At 52.2% G+C, this 20,610-nt stretch carries 20 protein-coding genes and 1 pseudogene; 6 read left to right on the top strand and 15 right to left on the bottom strand.

Annotated elements, in window-relative coordinates; translation table 11 throughout:
- Positions 1 to 52 precede the first annotated feature (52 nt).
- Together GHH_RS01110 and GHH_RS01105 are read left to right on the top strand one after the other, a co-directional pair.
- Positions 53 to 1,060 (top strand): iron ABC transporter permease, encoded by a 1,008-nt coding sequence (locus GHH_RS01110; protein ID WP_015373765.1) that lies wholly within the window; start codon positions 53 to 55, stop codon positions 1,058 to 1,060.
- Positions 1,057 to 2,046, top strand: coding sequence for an iron ABC transporter permease (locus tag GHH_RS01105; protein WP_015373764.1), 990 nt, complete (start codon positions 1,057 to 1,059; stop codon positions 2,044 to 2,046). The genes GHH_RS01110 and GHH_RS01105 overlap by 4 nt, the downstream gene beginning before the upstream one ends.
- Before the next feature lie 69 nt (positions 2,047 to 2,115).
- On the opposite strand, the gene GHH_RS01100 is transcribed toward GHH_RS01105, so the two are convergent.
- The 5 genes from GHH_RS01100 to GHH_RS01080 all read right to left on the bottom strand — a co-directional run bounded on the left by GHH_RS01100 (position 2,116) and on the right by GHH_RS01080 (position 8,551).
- Positions 2,116 to 2,724, bottom strand: coding sequence for a DedA family protein (locus tag GHH_RS01100; RefSeq protein WP_015373763.1), 609 nt, complete (start codon positions 2,722 to 2,724; stop codon positions 2,116 to 2,118).
- A gap of 236 nt (positions 2,725 to 2,960) precedes the next feature.
- Positions 2,961 to 4,199, bottom strand: coding sequence for a Glu/Leu/Phe/Val dehydrogenase (locus GHH_RS01095; protein ID WP_014194643.1), 1,239 nt, complete (start codon positions 4,197 to 4,199; stop codon positions 2,961 to 2,963).
- A 26-nt stretch (positions 4,200 to 4,225) separates the two neighbouring features.
- Positions 4,226 to 5,425: an ornithine--oxo-acid transaminase gene (locus GHH_RS01090; RefSeq protein WP_015373762.1), complete on the bottom strand. Its 1,200-nt coding sequence runs from the start codon at positions 5,423 to 5,425 to the stop codon at positions 4,226 to 4,228.
- A gap of 70 nt (positions 5,426 to 5,495) precedes the next feature.
- Complete coding sequence (pruA, locus tag GHH_RS01085; RefSeq protein WP_014194641.1) at positions 5,496 to 7,043, bottom strand: L-glutamate gamma-semialdehyde dehydrogenase; 1,548 nt, start codon at positions 7,041 to 7,043, stop codon at positions 5,496 to 5,498.
- Positions 7,044 to 7,138: 95 nt separating this feature from the next.
- Positions 7,139 to 8,551, bottom strand: a complete 1,413-nt coding sequence (locus GHH_RS01080) for an amino acid permease (RefSeq protein WP_015373761.1) — start codon at positions 8,549 to 8,551, stop codon at positions 7,139 to 7,141.
- A gap of 233 nt (positions 8,552 to 8,784) precedes the next feature.
- Here GHH_RS01080 and GHH_RS01075 point away from each other — a divergent pair, with 233 nt between their 5' ends.
- Genes GHH_RS01075 through GHH_RS01065 form a run of 3 tightly spaced genes read left to right on the top strand, consistent with a single transcriptional unit; the run spans position 8,785 to position 11,512 of the window.
- Complete coding sequence (locus tag GHH_RS01075; protein WP_015373760.1) at positions 8,785 to 10,158, top strand: sigma-54-dependent Fis family transcriptional regulator; 1,374 nt, start codon at positions 8,785 to 8,787, stop codon at positions 10,156 to 10,158.
- Between the two features lie 57 nt (positions 10,159 to 10,215).
- Positions 10,216 to 10,986 carry a TatD family hydrolase gene (locus GHH_RS01070; RefSeq protein ID WP_015373759.1) on the top strand — a complete coding sequence of 257 codons (771 nt, stop codon included), beginning with the start codon at positions 10,216 to 10,218 and terminating at the stop codon, positions 10,984 to 10,986.
- A 40-nt stretch (positions 10,987 to 11,026) separates the two neighbouring features.
- Positions 11,027 to 11,512: a DinB family protein gene (locus GHH_RS01065; RefSeq protein ID WP_015373758.1), complete on the top strand. Its 486-nt coding sequence runs from the start codon at positions 11,027 to 11,029 to the stop codon at positions 11,510 to 11,512.
- 64 nt (positions 11,513 to 11,576) lie between these two features.
- Here GHH_RS01065 and GHH_RS01060 read toward each other — a convergent pair whose 3' ends face one another.
- The 7 genes from GHH_RS01060 to GHH_RS01030 form a co-directional block, all read right to left on the bottom strand.
- Entirely contained in the window at positions 11,577 to 12,479 is a 903-nt protein-coding gene (locus GHH_RS01060; RefSeq protein WP_015373757.1) for a DUF817 domain-containing protein, read from the bottom strand.
- 16 nt (positions 12,480 to 12,495) lie between these two features.
- Complete coding sequence (locus GHH_RS01055; protein WP_013144000.1) at positions 12,496 to 12,720, bottom strand: helix-turn-helix transcriptional regulator; 225 nt, start codon at positions 12,718 to 12,720, stop codon at positions 12,496 to 12,498.
- Between the two features lie 10 nt (positions 12,721 to 12,730).
- Entirely contained in the window at positions 12,731 to 13,210 is a 480-nt protein-coding gene (locus tag GHH_RS01050) for a DUF2975 domain-containing protein (protein WP_015373756.1), read from the bottom strand.
- Between the two features lie 188 nt (positions 13,211 to 13,398).
- Positions 13,399 to 14,145, bottom strand: a complete 747-nt coding sequence (locus GHH_RS01045; protein ID WP_015373755.1) for an SDR family oxidoreductase — start codon at positions 14,143 to 14,145, stop codon at positions 13,399 to 13,401.
- A 53-nt stretch (positions 14,146 to 14,198) separates the two neighbouring features.
- On the bottom strand, positions 14,199 to 14,786 hold the full coding sequence (locus GHH_RS19280; RefSeq protein WP_015373754.1) for a cyclophilin-like fold protein: 588 nt from the start codon (positions 14,784 to 14,786) through the stop codon (positions 14,199 to 14,201).
- 90 nt (positions 14,787 to 14,876) lie between these two features.
- The gene (locus GHH_RS01035) at positions 14,877 to 16,097 is read right to left on the bottom strand and encodes a multidrug effflux MFS transporter (RefSeq protein ID WP_015373753.1); all 1,221 of its coding nucleotides are present in this window, start codon (positions 16,095 to 16,097) and stop codon (positions 14,877 to 14,879) included.
- Positions 16,098 to 16,263: 166 nt separating this feature from the next.
- Positions 16,264 to 17,310, bottom strand: a complete 1,047-nt coding sequence (locus GHH_RS01030; RefSeq protein WP_015373752.1) for an NAD(P)-dependent alcohol dehydrogenase — start codon at positions 17,308 to 17,310, stop codon at positions 16,264 to 16,266.
- 361 nt (positions 17,311 to 17,671) lie between these two features.
- Here GHH_RS01030 and GHH_RS01025 point away from each other — a divergent pair, with 361 nt between their 5' ends.
- Positions 17,672 to 18,049, top strand: coding sequence for an aldo/keto reductase (locus tag GHH_RS01025; RefSeq protein ID WP_015373751.1), 378 nt, complete (start codon positions 17,672 to 17,674; stop codon positions 18,047 to 18,049).
- 112 nt (positions 18,050 to 18,161) lie between these two features.
- On the opposite strand, the pseudogene GHH_RS18685 reads toward GHH_RS01025, so the two are convergent.
- The 3 genes and pseudogenes from GHH_RS18685 to GHH_RS01015 form a co-directional block, all read right to left on the bottom strand.
- Positions 18,162 to 18,451, bottom strand: a pseudogene (locus GHH_RS18685) (IS481 family transposase); the annotation flags it as partial.
- 320 nt (positions 18,452 to 18,771) lie between these two features.
- Positions 18,772 to 19,329 (bottom strand): cupin domain-containing protein, encoded by a 558-nt coding sequence (locus tag GHH_RS01020; protein ID WP_015373750.1) that lies wholly within the window; start codon positions 19,327 to 19,329, stop codon positions 18,772 to 18,774.
- A 273-nt stretch (positions 19,330 to 19,602) separates the two neighbouring features.
- Complete coding sequence (locus GHH_RS01015) at positions 19,603 to 20,226, bottom strand: hypothetical protein (protein ID WP_015373749.1); 624 nt, start codon at positions 20,224 to 20,226, stop codon at positions 19,603 to 19,605.
- Positions 20,227 to 20,610 lie beyond the last annotated feature (384 nt).

Genomic DNA, 20,610 nt, shown 5'->3' with positions numbered 1-20,610 from the left:
TTCATGGGCAGTGAATGTCCCGTCCTTCTTTGTGTCAAAGGGGGAGTCACCAATGGACGCAGACCGCCGGCGTTGGCCGTTTCGCTATATGTTTTTTCTGTCGCTTGGCCTGCTTGTCGCCGTTTGGTTTGGCTCGATGCGAGTCGGCGTCGCCGATACGACATGGAGCGACGTATGGCGGGCGTTGTTTTCCGATCAACAAAGCAAACAGCTTGATCTCATTCGCGAGCTCCGTCTGCCGCGCGAAACAGCGGCCGCCTTTGTCGGCGCCGGCCTTGCCGTCGCCGGAGCGATCATGCAGGGGATGACGCGCAATCCGCTTGCCGACCCCGGTCTCCTTGGCCTCACCGCCGGGGCAAACGCAGCGTTGGCCATGACAATGGCCTTTTTCCCTTCCGCCCATTATCTTTTGATCACGGTCGCCTGTTTGCTTGGTGCGGCCGCCGGGGCAGGGGCCGTCTTTGGCATCGGCGCCGCCCGCAAAGGAGGGTTTTCACCGCTTCGCATCGTCTTGGCCGGCTCGGCGGTTTCGACGCTTTTATTCGCCATCGCCGAAGGAATCGGACTGTATTTCCACATTTCCAAAGACGTCTCGATGTGGACGTCAGGCGGGGTGGCCGGAGCTTCATGGAAACAATTGTCGGTCGTCATCCCGCTCATCACGACCGGGCTCGCTATTGCCGTTTTGTATGCGCGACCGCTGACGATCCTTAGCTTAAGCGAAGAAGTCGCCGTCGGTGTCGGGCAAAAAACAGCAGCCGTGAAAACAGCGCTGTTTTTGGCGGTGTTTTTGTTGACGGGGGCCTCGGTGGCCATTGCCGGCAACATCACCTTTATCGGCCTGATGATTCCCCACCTCGTGAGGGCGATCGCCGGGGCCGATTATCGCTTTGTCATCCCTCTGTCCGCCGCCATCGGCGCTAGCGCCATGGTCATGGCTGACACGGCCGCGCGCACGATTTACGCGCCGTTTGAAACACCGGTAGCCGCCATCATTGCGGTCATCGGCCTGCCCTTTTTCCTATTCGTCGTGCGGAGAAAAGGGAGGGGATGGGAATGAGAACACGCATGACATCGGTGTTAGGATGGCTCGCTTTGCTCATTCTTGCCACGGTTGCAGTGGCGTTGGGCACAGGCGAAGCGCCGCTCTCATACGGCCGCATCATCCCGACGCTGATCGGCAACGGTTCGATGCAAGAAGAGTTCATCTTGTTTTCGCTTCGCTTGCCGCGCATCGTGATCACCTTGCTAGCGGGGATGGCGCTTGCTTTGTCGGGTGCGATTTTGCAAGGCATTACCCGCAATGACTTGGCCGACCCAGGCGTGCTCGGAATCAACGCTGGGGCTGGAGCGGGCGTGGCCCTATTCTTTTTATTTTTCCCGATCGACGCCGGCACCTTTGTGTACGCCATTCCGCTTGTTGCGTTCATAAGCGGCTTGTTGACGGCCGCCGTCATTTACGCCATTTCCTACAATCGAACAGTAGGGCTCCAGCCTGTGTCATTTGTGCTCACCGGCGTCGGCATGTCGATGGCGCTCTCCGGGCTGATGATCGTGCTCATTTCTTCGACGGATCGGACAAAGGTCGATTTTATTGCCAAATGGCTCGCGGGAAACATTTGGGGCGATGATTGGCCGTTTATTTGGGCCGTGCTGCCGTGGTTGGCGGCTGGCGCATTGACGGCATTGTATCGAGCTAAGAGTCTTAATATATTGCATTTGGGCGACCCTGTCTCAATCGGGGTCGGCATCCACGTCCGCCGCGAGCGGCTCATGCTGATGGCAGCGGCCGTCGCCGTTGCTTCCACCGCCGTCTCTGTAACCGGGGGCATCTCCTTTATCGGCTTAATGGCGCCGCATATCGCCAAGCTGATCGTTGGCCCACGCCATGAGCGGGTCATTCCGGCCTCCATGCTCATTGGCGGCTGGCTGCTGCTTGCGGCTGACACGATCGGGCGCAACGTTCTCGCCGAGCCGCTTCCAGCCGGCGTCATCGTCTCCTTGATCGGCGCCCCATATTTCATTTACTTGTTGCTAAAACGCTGACCGATCCGCTTCCGATCAACGGCGGCAGCGGTCATTTTCACAATCAAGGCCGCAAAAAAGGCGCCGGCATCAAGACATCCGGCGTCTTTTCCATAGGCGGACAGCGGCAACGGTGATGATCAGGCCGATGATGACATACACTACCTCGGCATACATTCCAATCACCTCGGACACTTTCCCCCACGACTGGCCAAGCGCTGCGCCGATCGAAACGAGCGCCGTATTCCAAATCAATGTGCCGAGCACGGACAGCCAGACAAACAGTCCGATATTCATCTTCGCCATGCCCGCCGGGATGGAAATCAAGCTGCGTACAAGCGGAACCATGCGCCCGAAAAAAACGGCCCACACCCCATAGCGGTGAAACGTCAGGTTCGCCTTGGCGATGTCTTCCGGCTTCACCCGCAGCCATCCGCCCCAACGGTCAACGATCCGCTCGAGCCGCTCAACCGACAACAGCCGGCCGATGCCGTACAGCACCAATGCCCCGGCAACCGAACCGGCGGTCGCCGCCGCAATAACGCCAGGCACCGTCAAAGACGTGTACGTCGTCATAAACCCGCCAAACGGCAAAATGACTTCCGACGGAATCGGCGGAAAGATATTTTCCAGCGCGATCATAAAAAAAATGCCGATATAGCCAAATTGCTCCATAAAATCAGTGATCCACGCCTGCATGGCGCCATTCTCTCCCTTCCGCACGGCTCATTGTATGTACGCATGTCTCTTTCCTCATAATGTATGTATATGATATGGTAGTACAAAAAAAGATCCTTTGCAAAAAAGAAAAGCAGCTTGCTTTCGCTCTCCCTTCGATATCACCGGCTTCATCGGCGTCTCGCAAACGAAAGGCCGCCCACCCCCAAGCAGATGAGGATGGACGGCACGTCCCCCTAGCAACAACCTTTCCATGATTATACCCAACCGCGGTAGCGAGCTGCTTCTGCTGTTTGGCGCAGCCCGATCATGTACGCCGCCATGCGCATATCCACACGGCGCGATTCCGCCAATTCATAGACGCGATGAAACGCGCTCGTCAATTTCTCTTTCAACTTCTCGACGACTTCCTCTTCCGTCCAATAATAGCCTTGGTTGTTTTGCACCCATTCAAAATAGGAAACCGTCACCCCGCCAGCGCTCGCCAGCACATCAGGCACCAATAGCACGCCCCGCTCCGTCAAGATTTTGGTCGCTTCCAGCGTCGTCGGGCCGTTGGCCGCCTCGACCACAATTTTAGCGCGAATATTCGCGGCATTGTCACGCGTAATTTGATTCGCTACCGCGGCCGGAACTAAAATATCACACTCTTTTTCCAGCAGCTCTTGATTGGTGATGACATTCTCAAACAGCGTTGTCACCGTGCCAAAACTGTCGCGGCGATCCAACAAATACGGAATATCCAGTCCGTTCGGGTCATACAACGCGCCATACGCATCGGAAATGCCAATGACGCGAGCTCCAGCTTCATGCAAAAACTTGGCCAAAAAGCTGCCTGCATTGCCGAATCCTTGAATAATGACCCGCGCCCCCTGCAACTCGATTCCCGCTTTTTTCGCTGCTTCTTCGATGCAAATCGTGACACCGAGCGCCGTCGCTTTTTCCCGGCCTTGGGAGCCGCCGAGCACAAGCGGCTTGCCGGTGATAAACCCAGGCGAGTCAAATTCGCGGATGCGGCTATATTCATCCATCATCCACGCCATAATTTGCGAGTTGGTAAACACGTCCGGCGCCGGGATATCTTTGGATGGCCCCACGATCTGGCTGATCGCCCGCACATAGCCGCGGCTGAGCCGCTCCAGCTCACCCATCGACATGTTCCGCGGGTCGCAGACGATGCCACCTTTGCCGCCGCCATACGGCAAGCCGACAATTCCGGCTTTGATCGTCATCCACATCGACAGCGCCTTGACTTCTTCCTCGGTGACATCCGGATGAAAACGAATGCCTCCCTTGGTCGGCCCTACGGCATCGCTATGCTGGGCGCGGTAGCCGGTAAACACTTTCACCGTTCCGTCATCCATACGGACGGGAATGCGTACGGTAAGGACGCGCAAAGGTTCTTTGAGCAGCTCATACATCTCCTCGCCGTAGCCAAGTTTGGCCAGCGCCTCTTTGATCACGCGCTGGGTGGAGAGAAACATATTTTCTTCCATCGTCTCATTCGCCTCTTTGACTCGATTTATGGACGGGACAAGACATTCGCAATCCGTTCGAACGCCCAATCCAATTCCTCTTTCGTAATGATGAGCGGCGGTGCGAAACGAATGACCGTCTCGTGCGTTTCCTTGCAAAGCAATCCTTGCTCTTTCAGCGCCTCACAGTACGGACGCGCCGGCACATGCAGCTCGACGCCGATAAATAAGCCGCGGCCGCGGATCTCTTTAATATCGTCGTTTCGGATTTGTTTTAGTTTCGAAAGGAAGTATTCGCCAAGCTCAAGCGAACGCTCCGCTAGACGCTCTTCTTCAATCACTTCGAGCGCCGCGATCGACACCGCGCAAGCGAGCGGATTGCCGCCGAACGTCGACCCGTGCGAGCCCGGTTCAAACACCGACAAAATGTCGCGGTTGGCGACGACGCACGAAATCGGGAACACCCCGCCGCCCAATGCTTTCCCTAAAATATACATATCAGGCACAACATTTTCCCAGTCGCAAGCAAACAACTTCCCCGTCCGTCCTAGCCCGGTTTGGATTTCATCGGCGATGAACAACACGTTGTGTTCTTTGCACACGTCATAGGCCGCTTTTAAAAAGCCTTGCGGCGGGATGCGGATGCCGGCTTCCCCTTGGATTGGTTCGACAAGAAACGCCGCCGTATTCGGTGTCATCGCTGCCTTGAGCGCTTCGATATCCCCGTACGGGATGATTTTCACCCCGGGCAAAAGCGGACCAAAACCGCGTTTATAAGCCGGTTCGGACGACAACGACACCGCGGCGAGCGTCCGGCCATGGAAATTGCCTTCACAAACGATGATTTCCGCCTGATTGTCAGGGACGCCTTTCACGTCATACGCCCAGCGGCGCGCCGCCTTGAGCGCCGTTTCTACCGCCTCGGCGCCGGTGTTCATCGGCAGCACCATCTCTTTTTTCGTCAGCCGGCACACTTTTTCGTACCATGGGCCGAGCTGGTCGTTATGGAAGGCGCGCGATGTGAGCGTGACGCGGTCAGCTTGCCGCTTCAACGCCTCCACAATTTTCGGATGACGATGTCCTTGGTTGACGGCCGAATAGGCGCTTAACATGTCCATATAGCGATTGCCCTCCGGGTCTTTCACCCATACCCCTTCCGCTTCGGAAATGACAATCGGCAATGGATGATAATTTCGCGCTCCGTATCGCTCCGTCTGTTCAATGAGCTGTTCGGACTTCGTAGCCATCATCAACCGCTCCTTTCCTTATCTGCGTTTCTTCGCTATAAAAGGGCGGACGCCGCCGCCCTTTTTTGGTTTAAAACATTTCCGACACTGTTTTCGCTTGCATATGGAGGATCAAATAGTCCGGGCCGCCCGCTTTCGAGTCAGTGCCTGACATGTTGAAGCCGCCAAACGGCTGATACCCGACGATCGCCCCTGTGCAGCCGCGGTTGAAGTACAAGTTGCCGACATGGAACTCGTGCCGCGCTTTTTCAAGATTCGCCCGATTGCGCGAGATGACGGCTCCTGTCAGACCGTATTCGGTGTTGTTCGCAATCTCAAGCGCATGGTCAAAGTCGCGCGCTTTCGCAAACGCCACGACCGGGCCGAAAATTTCCTCCTGCATGATGCGCGCGTTCGGATCAACATCCGCAAACACGGTCGGCTGGATGAAGAACCCTTTCGAGTCGTCTCCTTCCCCGCCGGTCATGAGACGACCTTCCTGCTTGCCGATTTCGATGTACTCCATAATTTTGTTGTACGCCCCTTGGTCGATGACAGGCCCCATAAACGTCGCTTGCTCCGCCGGATCGCCGACGTTGAGCTGCTTCGTCAGCTCGACAACGCGATTCAACACTTGGTCATACACATCTTCGACGATAATGGCGCGCGAGCACGCCGAACATTTTTGCCCAGAGTAGCCAAACGCCGACGCGACAATCGATTGCGCCGCCAGTTCGAGGTCCGCTTCTTTATCGACAATGATGCCGTCTTTGCCGCCCATTTCCGCGATGACGCGCTTTAGCCAAATTTGCCCCGGATGCACTTTCGCCGCCCGCTCATAAATGCGGATGCCGACATCCCGCGATCCGGTGAAGCTGATAAATCTTGTGCGCGGATGGTCAACCAAATAGTCGCCGACTTCCGCGCCGCTGCCCGGGATATAGTTCAATACACCAGCCGGAAGCCCCGCTTCTTCCAACACTTCCACAAATTTATACGCCACGACCGGCGTTGCGCTCGCCGGTTTCAACAGCACCGTATTGCCGGTCACAAGCGAAGCGACCGTTGTCCCCGCCATAATAGCAAACGGGAAGTTCCACGGTGAAATGACGACGCCGACGCCAAGCGGGATATAGAAAAAGCGGTTCGTTTCCCCCGGACGGCTTTCGACCGGAATGCCGTCTTTCAACTTCAACATTTGCCGTCCGTAATATTCCATAAAGTCGATCGCTTCCGCGGTATCGGCGTCCGCTTCACGCCACGGTTTGCCCGCTTCTTTCACCAGCCAAGCGGAAAACTCGTGCTTGCGCCGGCGCACGATCGCCGCCGCCCGGAACAAAATATCGGCCCGCGCTTCCGGACTTGTCCGGCTCCAAGTGCGAAACGCCTCATCAGCGGTTTTCATCGCCCGCTCCGCCAGCTCTTTGGTCGCTTTCGCCACCCGGCCGACCACTTCCGTTTTGTTCGCCGGATTGATCGAAATGATTTTGTCCTCCGTCATCACCCGCTCGCCGCCGATCACAAGCGGATAATCGCGCCCAAGCTCCGATTCCACTTTTTTGAGCGCCGCTAAAAACGCCTCACGGTTTGCTTCTACGGTAAAGTCGGTGAGCGGTTCGTGTCTGTACGGCTGCACCATTTGGTCATCCTCCTTTTAAAGGCAAAAAAATTTTTCGTTATAAAACGGTTTCATAGTTATATTATGCAAATGATTATGGCTTTTTTCAATTGTTTTTACTTGGCGGCCTTGAGCTCCCCTTCTTCTGCGGCTAGGGGCTGAACCCGTTTTTTCGCCACAAGGTGGTAGTACCCGTAGCAAGCGAGCAAAAACGGAATGCCGCAGTAAAGCGCGATCCGTTGATCTGGGATAAAGGCCAGTCCGATGATCGTCGCCATATTCAACGCAAACGCGGCCAGCGGCACGAACGGATACAACGGCGTCCTGTATTTCAGATCGCGCACATCGCCGCCTTCGCGCAAAAACGCTTTCCGGCCGAAATAGCTTGACAGCGCGATGGAAGCCCACACCGTGACGGCGCCAAATCCCGCGATCGCCGTCAGCCAGATGTACACTGTATCTTCGGCGTAAATGCTGCACAAAAGCGACAAGCAGCCGATGGCAATGCTGGCAATAAGCGCATTGATGGGCACGCCGCGTTTCGATAGCTTGCTGAAAAACGGACTGACCATGCCTTGGCGCGACATCGACCAGAGGACGCGCGACGTCGCGTATAACCCCGAGTTGGCCACCGACAGCACCGCCGTAATGATGACAAAATTCATGATATCGGCTGCATACGGAATGCCAATGTTGTCAAACACCTCAACAAACGGGCTTTCCACAACGCCGGCTTTCTCCCACGGAAACAAGCCAGCCAGCACAAAAATGGCCAAAATGAAGAAAATTAAAATGCGCCATATGGTGTTGCGCAGCGCAACCGGCACCGTTTTTTCCGGCTCGCGGCTTTCCCCCGCCGCCACGCCGACCAATTCCGTCCCTTGGAACGAAAAGTTCACGAGGATCATCGTCGTAAAGATGGCCCAAAACCCGTTTGGAAACAATCCGCCATGATCAGTAAAATTCGAGAAAAACGGAGCGGGCTGTCCATTTTTCATCTGAATGACGCCAAACATGGCCGCCAGACCGAGAACAATAAAGGCGATGACCGTCAACACCTTAATGCTCGAAAACCAAAACTCCACCTCGCCAAATCCTTTGACAGACAACGCATTGATCAAAAACAAGAGCAAAGCAAAGACGGCGCAAAACACCCACGTCGGTACATCGGGAAACCACCGCTTCATGAGGATGCTGACGGTGAGAAGCTCGATGCCGACTGTCACCGACCAGTTCAGCCATGACAGCCAGCCGATGCAATACCCTACCGCCGGCGAGATGAATTTTGTCGCATACGTCTGATACGACCCGGCATCAGGAATGCGGACGGCCAATTCTCCCAACGAAAGCATGGTCAAATACATGACCAATCCGCCAAAAAGATACGCAACGACAGCCCCGCCTGGCCCCGCCTCATGAATCGTATAACCCGATCCTAAAAACAAACCGGTGCCGATCACCCCACCTAGCGCGATCATAAATAAATGCCTGCTTTTTAGCTCTCGTTTCAGTTCTTGCACGGGTTGCATCCGAAAACTCTCCCCTCTCTATGATCGATTTCGCAACCGCTTACATTTTGAGAAAGGGAACAGAACCTCCCTTACTGCAAATCTATTTGTCAATTTATAATAAACTATAACTTTATTATGGAACTATTTTTGTCTATTTTCAATATATTTAGCAAAAAATTTTTTCACATCTTTCTTTCCTTCCTACCTCCCGTCCGCCTTATGCTATAATACAAAAAAGAGAGGTGCTGATCGTGAATCGTGATATGGAAACGCTTTTAACGATGTATGAGCAAATTCTCGAACTGATTGACCTTGGCGTCCATGCCGTCGATCAACACGGGAAAACCGTCATTTACAACCGAAAAATGCGGGACATCGAGGGCATGAACATCGAGGACGTGCTCGATAAAAACATTTTGGACGTCTTCCGCTTCAACCCGGAGCAGCCGAGCACGCTGCTAGAAGCGCTGCGCACCGGCAAGAGCATTCTGAATCAACAGCAAACGTATTTCAATAACAAAGGGCAAGCCGTGACAACGGTCAATCAAACGCACCCGCTGCAAAAAGACGGGCGCATCATCGGCGCCGTGGAAATCGCCAAAGACATCACGAAGTTCCGCAAACTGATCCAAGAACACCACCAACGCAAGGAAGCCAGCCGCACGTTTGCCGATATCATCAGCCAAAGCGAAGCGATGCAAAAGGCCATCCGCCTTGCGCGTCATGCCGCCCGCTCGGAAGCGCCTGTGCTGCTCATTGGGGAGAAAGGGACAGGAAAAGACTTGCTCGCTTCCTGCATTCACCATGAAAGCGAACGGCGGGCCAAGCCGTTTTTTGCGCAAACGTGCCTGTCGCTTCCGGATGATTGGATGGAAACGATGCTGTTTGGCAGCGAAGAAGGCGGCGAGATCCAGCCCGGTTTGTTTGAACAAGCGGACGGCGGCACTGTGCTGCTTGACGATATCGACTCGTTAAGCCTGCCGCTTCAACAAAAACTCGCCCGTTTTCTGCAAGAAAAACAGTTTGTCCGCGCCCATGGCCAAAAACCGGTTCGTGCGGACGTTCGCCTCATCGCCTCGACAAGCGGAGACCCGATTGACGCGGTCCAAAACGGGGAATTGCTCAAATCGCTTTACTACCAAATTGCCGTCCACTGCATCGTCCTGCCGCCGTTGCGCGAACGGAAAGAGGACATTTTGCCGCTCGCTATCCATTTCATCCGTCAAGGCAACGAGCGCTATGGCCTACATGTCGAAGGACTCGGCGATGACGTGCAAGAGGCGTTTCTTGCTTACAGCTGGCCCGGCAACGTGCGCGAGCTTGAGGCCATCATGTTGGAAACGATGGCGACGATGGAACAAGAACAAACCATCACCCTCGCCCATCTGCCTGCCCCTTTTCGAGCCAAGCTTGCGCCCGACGAAACGAAAACGGACTTTTTATTTGATACGGAAGACATTTTGCCTCTTGACAAATACATGGAAGAAGTCGAAATTTACTACATCCGCAAGGCGCTGCAGCATCACGGCTTCAACATCACAAAAACGGCCAAAGCGCTTGGTTTGAGCCGACAAAACTTGCAATACCGCATCCGCAAGTACCAGATTGATAAGGAATGGGGATGAAAAGGCGAAAAGCCTCAGCCAGCGGGACGGCAAAAAGGACAGGGGAGGTCGCTGTGGATGATCGACGCTCATCTTCATCTCGACCAGTACACGGACATCGATGAACAAATCAACCGTTGGCAAGAAGCGGGCATCATCGGCGTCGTCGCCGTATCCACCGATTTGCGCTCCAGCTGCCGAACGCTCGAGTTGAAACAGCGATTCCCTTCCTTCGTCTACGCCGCCATCGGTTTTCATCCCGAGCAACCGCTGCCAAGCGAAGCCGATTGGAACGAATGGACAGAACTTGTCAAGCAAGAGCGGCCGCTGCTCGCCGCCATCGGCGAAGTCGGGCTGCCATACTATTCAGCGGAAGCATGCGCCAAGCTGCCCGCGTATCAAGAACGATTAACCGAAATCGCGGCCATCGCCGCGGATGCCTCCTTGCCGCTCGTTCTTCACGCCGTCTACGACCGCGCCGAAACCGCCTTGGCCATCTTGCAGCAAACTGGCGTCCGACAAGCCCATTTCCACTGGCTGAAGGCCGAGCCTGCCGTGGTCAAACAAATCGTCCAATGCGGCTACTACATCTCCATCACGCCGGAAGTGTGCTACCGCGAGCGCGACAAGCAGCTGTTATCCCTCGTTCCCATCGAGCAGCTGCTCCTTGAAACCGATGGCCCATGGCCGTTTGCAGGCCCGTTTGCCGGAAAACTGACAACGCCGTTATGGCTATTGGACTCCGCGCGAGCCGTGGCGGCACACTATGGCCAAGATATCGAACAAGTCAAAGCCGTCATCACTGCGAACACGAAACAGCTTTACGGTGCGGCCGACCGTGTAGTATGATGAAACCAATTCCAAATCCATACCGAAATGAGGGGAAATGATGGATCATCATGAGCAAGTGCGCCAACAGCTGATCAAAAGCGTTTCCGGGCTGTCGGACGAACAGCTGAACACCCGGGCGGCGAAAGGGAGTTGGACGATCGCCCAAGTGCTCGAACACCTGTACTTAATCGAAACATCGATCGCAGCCATGATCGCCCATACAGTAAAGCATGGCGAGAGCCAGCCGGTTGAGGAGAAACCGATCCACTTGACCGTTGACCGTTCCAAAAAAGTGGAGGCGCCTGATTTCGCCCGCCCGGACAACCGCTTTTTCACTCGACACGAACTGGAAGAAAAATTGCATCAATCGCGGCAGCGGTTGCGCCAAATCACGGAGCAAGCCAATCCGGCTGACTTGGAAGCCAAATCGTTCCCGCATCCAATTTTTGGGCCACTGAATTTGAAGCAATGGGTGGAATTTGTCGGCTACCATGAACAGCGCCACCTCGCGCAAATTGAAGAAATCAAGGCACAGCTTCCGTGAGGAGCGGGCGGCTCATCAAGGAAAAAGCCGAGCAACGACCAGCCAAATCCCCGCCCTGCTCGGCTTACAACGATTTTCCATCTTCATGTGAACGCTCCACTGCCCCTGTCACAGCAATTGTTTTCACTTGCTTTAACGTCGCCACGATGAGAAAACTGACAATAACGAGCAAACACCACGAACTCACCTTCCCAAGATGAACAAGGCTCCACGCCTTCGCCTGGTTTGGATATTGCCAAGCGCCAAAAAAGGTGGCGATGTTTTCCGCGATCCAGATGAAAAACCCGATCAGCAAAAACGACAAAACAAGCGGCATCCGGTAGCGGATTCCCCCGACCTCATACGTCACCCATGACCGCCAAAAGACAAGCATGACGAGGCTTGAGAGCCACCAACGAACGTCCACCCAATAATGGTGGGTGAAAAAATTCAAGTAAATCGCCGAAGCGAGAGGAACGACCATCCAAAACGGCGGCCATTGCACCAACTCCACCTTCAGCCTTCGCCACGCCTGGCAAAGATAGCTGGCGACGCTCGCATACATAAAGCCGCTGTACAAGGGCACGCCAAAGATTTTCGTATACCCCTCTTCCGGATACGACCACGAACCCATGCGCACTTTAAACAGCTCGAGCGCAAGTCCAATGACGTGGAACAAGGTGATCACTTTGAGTTCATCCCGCGTTTCCATCCCTGACCGCACCATCCACCATTGCATGAGCAGGCAAATAACAAGCAGCCAATCATACCGCGGCAATAGCGGAAGCGGCGCGATCTTCGTCAGCGCCAATGAGGCAAAAATGACAACCGGAAACACGCAAGATTGCGCCTGCGCCCAACCGAAGCGAACAAGCTGCACAAACGCTTTGATCAGCCGCGACTTTCTGCCAAACTGGCGCACCCGGACGATCATGAGGCCAAACGGTGGAGATTCGTCCACCGCTAGCTCTTGCTTTTCCCCTTTCAAGCCGTCTCCTCCCTACTCACGGATTTGACTCCCCTTCATCACTTCGATACTCCAAAATGTCCCCGGGCTGGCAATCGAGCGCCTTGCAAATGGCTTCGAGCGTCGAGAAACGGATCGCCTTCGCCTTCCCGTTTTTCAAGATCGACAAATTCGCCATCGTGATCCCGACTCTCTCCGACAGCTCGGTGACGCTCATCTTCCGCTTCGCCAACATGACATCAAGATTCACGATAATTGGCATACCATCCACCTCAAACGGTCAACTCATTTTCTTGTTTGATTTCAATCGCCTGCTGCAGCAGCTTTTGCAACACCGCGGCGAACACAGCGATGACAAGCGACGCAAACGGCACAATCAAACCGACGAAAATGACCCCCGGAGCGTCGCCTTTCTCGGCGAACAAGTAAAACAGCGGCAAAGCGAGCAAATGCAGCCCGCTGATGGCGACAGCGCAATGTTTGATCGTCTTTAACGCTTTCACCGACGCCTCGGAAAACGCGTCGTTTCGGTCAATATATACTAACAACCGAAACGCCTGATACAAAGCGAAGTAGAACGGCAGCGCGGACGCCTCAAACACAACATAAACAAAATACTTGATCGAAGGGAATGTCGGCACGAGCTTGGCAGCCACCTTCGCAAGCGCAGGAACCAAAAATAGGCACAATGCCAAAACCGGAAGGCCGATCAACACTAAAGACGCCTTCAAAAACAACGTTTCCCGTTTCATCGAAACACCTCACTGACTCGTTTTCGACTTTATTGTAATGAATGTCTTATCGTTTATCAATAAATAATTGTTGATTTAAATTAAATTTTTTCTGCAAAACAACAAAAAGAAAAGGCGTCCCCACACGGGAACGCCCGACCATACCTATTGAGACAACAGGCACACCGTATTCACTTCCACGCCGCCCATTACCAATCGATTCGCTTTCCATCCCGGAAAAAGCCGCCGTTCGGCCCGTCAGGCCCGATCTCCGCCAGCCAAAGGATCGACTCAGCCGCTTGCTTTGGCGTTCTGGGAGCCGATGGCCCGCCCATATCCGTCCGAACCCATCCCGGGTCGACCGCGTTCACCTTAATATCACCGCTCACTTCCGCTGCGATCAGCCTTGTCAAGCCGTTGAGAGCAAGCTTCGACAACTTATAAGCGCCTGCTCCGGAATCGTCCATTTCGCTCATCGCGCCATATTCAGACGAAATATTCACAATCCTCCCATATCCTTGTCTTTCCATAAGAGGAAGAAAGAAATGAATGACATAATAAGCGCCGAAGAAGTTCGTGGCCATTGTTTGTTCGAGAATGGAAGGATCCGCGTAGGCCAATTTTCCATTTCCCTCCAAGTACACACCCGCATTATTGATCAATACATCTACCTTTCCATACTGCTCCTCGACCATGATCGCCGCCTGACGGATGCTTTCCCGATTCGCAACATCCATCGGCACAAAGGAAACGTCAAGATGGGCTGCCCTTAGCCGTTGGGCAGCCTCACGCCCTTTTTCGCGATTCCGGCTTGTCAAAACGACTGTATAGCCCTTCAACGCCAACTGTTTGACCAACTCATAGCCGATCCCCCGATTCCCGCCGGTTACAAGCGCCACCTTTTTGTCCGTCAACACTCCCACCATCCATTTCTCGAAATACTCATTTCGATACATAAAACCGTTTCTCTGCTTCGGTCAATGTCAGAACGTACACTCCTGGACATTCCTCATTCTACTTTTTCAATGGTCACGGTGAAATCATCCTTCATGCCGGCCAACTTACGCGAAAGCTCTTCTATATCAGATTCAACCTTCCCTAATAGAATCAGCCCGGGCGAATAGTGCCAGTCATCATAAAAAATCGTAATGTCCTTCCAAGGAGCATAATAAGCAAAATCCCCAGCCTTCGGCGTAACACCTTCTGGCGCACCTTCCGTACTGAGCCCCTCTGTTAATATACTCATTTTTTCAAATCCGTTGAAGTCTTCGAACGTGAGTGTGAGAGGAAGCTTTCTCAGTAAATCCCTGCTTGTCGGATTGTCATACATGTTGACGATGACTTCCTCATGATCAAACGTCAATTTTATTTTTGCATTTTGGATGCTTTTCTCTTCATCTGCAGCAGCCTCACTTCCATTTGCGGCGGAATACTCGCCGTTCTCTTCTCGTTCTGCATCGGAATGCCCCGGTTCATTCGTTGATGGATTGCCAGCCGTCTCAGCCTCATCAGAAGCCGGATTCTCTTGATTTCCATCACAAGCTGCAACGGTAAGGAGCAATGTCAAAGCGAAAGCCGCTGATCGTAATCGTTTCACCAGATCGGTCTCCCTTCATCCCTCAAAATCTCTGGCATTGAAATAATCCTTTGCCGCCAACAGGAACAAACGCTCCGTTCAGCATTGTTGTCAAATCTTCCTTTTTTTCATAGGGAGCACGGGGGCAGATCGTTTCATCAAGACAACGTACACGAAAATGGACAACAAACTTGTCGCAAAAATGAGGACGCCAAATGGTTCAGCCGAATATTCCCCTGCGATGCCGACAATCGGCGAGGCAAAGGAGCCGAATAAAAATGGAAGAATTCCTAGAATCGCAGACGCTGTTCCGGCCATGCGCTCTTGCGATTCCATCGCTAAGGAAAACGTTACAGGCCCGATGATCCCGATAGATGCGGCAAACAAAAACAACGCGGCCACAAGAACCCATAACGGTCCATGAGAAAGTGCGACAACCATGACGGCGCCGCTCGAAAGAAACGCCAACGTCAGCCCAATCAGCAGAAGGTGATTTTCCGCCAATCGACCTGCCGAACGTTTCACAAACTGGGAGCCAAGCATGATAGCCCCCCCATTCATGGCAAATAAAATGGAAAACATCAACGGTGATACACCGTAAAGGTTTTGATAAATAAAAGGGGTGCCGGCAACATAGGCAAAGACCCCGGCAAACAATATACCAGTAATGAACGCATAACCCATAAAAATACGGTCTCGAAGCATCTGTTTATAGTTTTGCAATATGGTGGTCAAACGGCTTGGAATTCGCCGCTCTGCAGGGAGAGTCTCCTTTATGCCCCATACCGCCACAACCCATAACGCTATTCCGAGCAACCCGAGAGAAAGAAACACGCCGATCCATGAAGTGTAAGAAACAACGGCGCTCCCGGCAACTGGAGAAACAAGAGGAGCAATATTGCCAATCATCGTTAAGAGGGAAACAAACTGCGTCATTTCGGTACCGCTATACAAATCGCGCACAATCGCGCGTGGAATGACCAGCCCGGCAGACGCAAAAAAGCCCTGAAAGAAACGCAAACTAATAAACACGCCGATGTTTGGCGAAAATGCACAACCAATAGAGAAAAGAACGTACAGAATCATGGAAAACACCAATGGTTTTCGTCGGCCATATACATCGCTTAAAGGCCCCATAAAGATTTGCCCTAAGGCAATCCCTAGCAAACTAGCGGTCAAACTGGCTTGAACCATCGACGTACTTGTTTCAAAAAAGTCCGTAATTCTAGGGAGTGACGAAAGATACATATCGACCGTAAAAGGGCCCAATGCTGAAAACGAACCTAGCACCAAAGCCAATGAGCTTCTCCTCTGTTTTCGTTGATCTTGCATTTTAACCTCCTCATCGTGGATTCCAATTGATTCTTTTCAGCCAGCCGAACAATCCGAGAGGACAATGATGCGGCAGGGAAAGAGGGGCCCCTTAACATGATGGACTCCTTTTCCCTGTTTTGGTCTATCCAAACGCGCTTGCCGAAACAACCCTGCTCCCCGCGATTTACTCGTTTTTCATCGTGTGAATATCAATGACAAACCGATACCGGACATCCGAGGCCAGAACGCGCTCCCATGCTTGATCGATCTCGTCGGCGGAAATGACCTCAATCTCGGGAGCGATACCGTGTTCCGCGCAAAACTCCAGCATCTCCTGCGTTTCGCGAATGCCTCCGATCATCGACCCGGCGAACGACCGGCGCTGCGGAATGAGCGAGAAGACGTTCAACGACAGCGGCTCGGCAGGCGCGCCGACGTTCACCAACGTGCCATCGAGCGCCAACAGCGAAAGGTAAGCGTCCAACTGAATGGGCGCACTGACCGTATTGATGATCAAATCAAAATAACCTGCGAGCTTCGTAAACGTCTCGGGATCGCTTGTGGCATAGTAATGATCAGCCCCAAGGCGCAGCCCGTCTTCTTTTTTCTTCAACGTTTGCGATAACACCGTCACTTCGGCCCCCATGGCATGGGCGAATTTCACCGCCATATGCCCCAGTCCGCCAAGCCCGACCACCGCCACCTTTTTCCCAGGGCCGGCCTGCCAATGGCGGAGCGGCGAATACGTCGTGATTCCTGCGCACAACAGCGGAGCGGCGACATCCAGGGCGATGCTGTCGGGGATGCGGAGGACAAAATCTTCATGAACGACGATGTGGGTCGAGTAGCCGCCTTGCGTATATTGCCCGTATTTGTCGACGGCCGCATACGTGCCCACCATGTCGGCGCAATATTGCTCTTCTCCTCTTCGGCACGGTTCGCACTCACGGCACGAATCCACCATGCACCCGACGCCGACGCGGTCGCCGACCGAAAACTTCGTCACCGCTGAACCGACTTGCGCGACAACCCCTGCGATTTCATGACCGGGAACAAGCGGATATTGCACCGGCCCCCACTCGCCGCGAGCCGTATGAATGTCCGAATGGCAAATGCCTGCGTATTGAATCTCGATGAGAACATCATGGGGCTGAAGATCGCGGCGCTCAATCACCGTCGGTTGAAAAGGTCCTTCCGGGCTGAAGACAGCGCGTGCTTTGGCAGTAATCATTCCAAAACCCCCTCCTGAATATCAATCAACATCTGTTCATCATTATAAACACGACCCATACGCTTTCAATAGTTAAAACAACACGATTTGTTGCAAATTCAACAAACAAGAAGGAACTGTCAATTATCTTTGAAAAAGATTAGGCAAGAAAGGAATACAACGAATGTGAACATCGACGTTTTCAATGAAAGCGTTCATTAATCAACAAATCACCTTCAATTAATTATTGAAGATTCGCCATTCCATTTTATAATCATGTAACAGAAGTCGATAAATCGTACCGTACTTTGAATTGGAGAATCCAACACTAGCGGTATAAGTTGTCATTTTTCCATCATCCACATGTTAAGGAGGAGAAAACATGTTTGCTGAAACGTTCTCACTATCTAATGGCGTGAAAATCCCAAAAGTAGGCCTTGGCACTTGGCTGATGGACGAGACGCAAGCTGCACAAGCCGTGCGTGAAGCTCTATCGATCGGCTATCGCCATATCGATACGGCGCAAGCCTATGGGAACGAAGCAGGTGTCGGCGAAGGAATCCGTTTGAGCGGCGTGGCAAGGGAACAACTGTTCATCACGACAAAAATTGCGGCAGAATTAAAGAACTATGACGCTGCCGCCCAATCGATTGAGGAGTCTTTAGCCAAGCTTGGGATTGATTACATTGACCTCGTCATCATTCATAGTCCGCAGCCTTGGAAGGAATTCCGCGGGGAAAACCGTTATTTCAAAGTGTAAATTAGCACATTATTTCAGAATCCCTTTTTCAAATTATTTCAGGCAGATTCGGAAATAATGTGCAAAATTTTTGCGGATTGTTCCGGATTTTGCACATTCTTTCGGAACATTTGCACGCTCTTTCAGATGAAGATTTCCAACAAATTTTCCCGTTGTCCGAGTAAATGCGCTTCGGCTTCCCGCAACGAAGCACCGCTTCCTTTGATGATCCGCAGCCCGTCAAACTTCTCCGAAGGGAAACTATACGTACGGCACCAACCGCGAGCAGTCATCGATATAGGCGATCAAAAACGTTTTCTGGGCTTTCCCATTGACTCGAATCGTGGGTCCATTGGATAAGTCCCCTTGCCAAAGCTCATTGATCTGGTCATACGCAAATCGTTTTCGCTCCGGCATGGGCAAAAATCACCGACATCATTATGATAAAGCAGTCATTGAGGCAGAGATTATCATTCCGCCTCAAACGAATGGATAAATGTCATGTTCCACAGCAAATTCCCAAGCCATGTTGTCCCAACACCGAATGCCACATGAGACACACTACCGATATCATACTTGTCCCCGCATAAGCCATCCCGAACCCCTAAATGTTGCAGGCGGCACCCCTCGTTTGAAAGCAAAAACCGCAGAACACCCCTGACGAAGGGCTCTGCGGCCACTTTTTCCCATAATCAATTGAAAACCTGACATAACTCTGGTTTCCAACGAAACTGCCAAATCAGTCACCGATAAGCGGCCATGGCCTCGGCTTTCGTCCTGTGAACCGTGCCAAACGGATGCTCGGGCGGAGCATAAATGGAATATAGCTTCAAGGGAACATGCCCTATATTGGTCACATTATGCCACGTCCCAGCTGGAATCATGATCGCGTCATCTTCGGACACTCTTCTTTCAAAATCCAGACGGTCTTTTCGTTCCCCCATCTGCACAAGACCCTGTCCTTGTTCAATACGAATAAACTGGTCCACATTCGGATGAACTTCCAGTCCGATATCTCCTCCTACCTCAATGCTCATCAACGTCACTTGCAAATGTTTTCCTGTCCATAATGCGGTTCGGAAATTTTGATTTTGCTCGGCGGCTCTCTCAATATTGACAACGAACGGTTTTCCGCCGTAATCTCTCAATTTGATGGGAGGAAACCTGTCGTTCCTTGCATGTTGTAGCATACCGCAAGCATACGGTGACCAGCTCCACCAGTCATAATGAGGGGGGCAGTAACTGGACATCGGGTAAGGCCAATGAGTGCTAATATACGGATGGGCGTAATTCGGATTCAATTGCCTGTTCACTCTCCTCACACTTGGAATCTGCTACTATCTTATGCAATGGCCCAGTCTGGCGTGACAAGAGCACACGGGCAAACGGAAGCATCGCGAGGAAAAGAAACCCTCAAAAAGCGGTGGCCATTCGCCGCCATGAAACCCGAACAGGTTAGACTCTTCCCGCCTGTCTAACCAACTCAGCCAAATGATCTCCATTTTTCAAGTGTCAATTCGTGACAGGAAAGCTAAAGAGGGTGCTAGGTATGACAGACCAATCTTTAGGTTTTATCATAGGCACTCGCTGACATTGCCTTGTTCATCGATAAATAATGCCGTGATTCCTGTTCTCTTCTTCGCTAACAGAGGTAGCCTGTCCCAAAGATTTCGAAACTGTTTCACATCTGGTAATGCGATGCTGTATTTGGCATTGGGATCCTCCATTCTTTGCAAAGTTTCCGCCAATACCCCTAAGAAATAATTCACGTTCATTGGATTTGATGTTCCTAGACCCTTCACCTCAATAATCCAACGCTCATTACCTCGGATTGCGTTTATATCAATTCCAGGTGTTTTTCCCCACGCAATTTGTGTTTCCCATCCTTCTGAATGCAGGTATGCCTGCAAGACCTCTTTAATATAGTCTTCTTTCAACTTCGAATCTGTATTCTCTGTTATCTTGGAATCGTTTCCTTGAGCCGAATTCACTACTAATCCGTCATCGGTTAAAAAATTACCTATTAAACCATCCTTACGGACAACCCGCCTAAGCAAACCTCTATTCGCCAAATTTCTACAGGCTTGATTCACTGATTGTTGCGGATTATTTTTACCCAATAAGATATCAGTAATTTCCCGATCTGTTAACCCATCCTTCTCTGTTAATAAAGTTATAATCCTATCTGTTAGGGTCATTTTTCCCATCCTTTCATGAACACTGTTCGCATCTATGTAAAATCATTGATTTGCAAATAAATCAGGAAACTCGCTTCGAATTAAATTATAACATTCGTCGCATACCACATAATTCCTATCCCCTGTCCCTACGAACTTCGCCCTTATCTGGTAGTTCACATTCGGTTTTAACTCCGCAGGCAAAAAACTGGTACTGCAAGAGCCGCAACAACCACGAAATTTCAAGTAGCATTCCATACAAAGGCTTCAAGAAATGCTCGTACCTCTCCTGGTGCTCTGGAATCAAAAACATAGAAGTTCCCTCCTGTTTTTTTGAAGAACTTCTATGTCATATGCGGATGGGCAGGTGCTGATAATTGTGCAGGTCGATGATTGGTTAAAAGA

Origin of the sequence: Geobacillus sp. GHH01 (assembly GCF_000336445.1) — a bacterium.
Lineage (GTDB): Bacteria > Bacillota > Bacilli > Bacillales > Anoxybacillaceae > Geobacillus > Geobacillus zalihae.
Note: the sequence above shows the minus strand (reverse complement) of the source record. Positions and strands in the feature narration are given on the sequence as shown.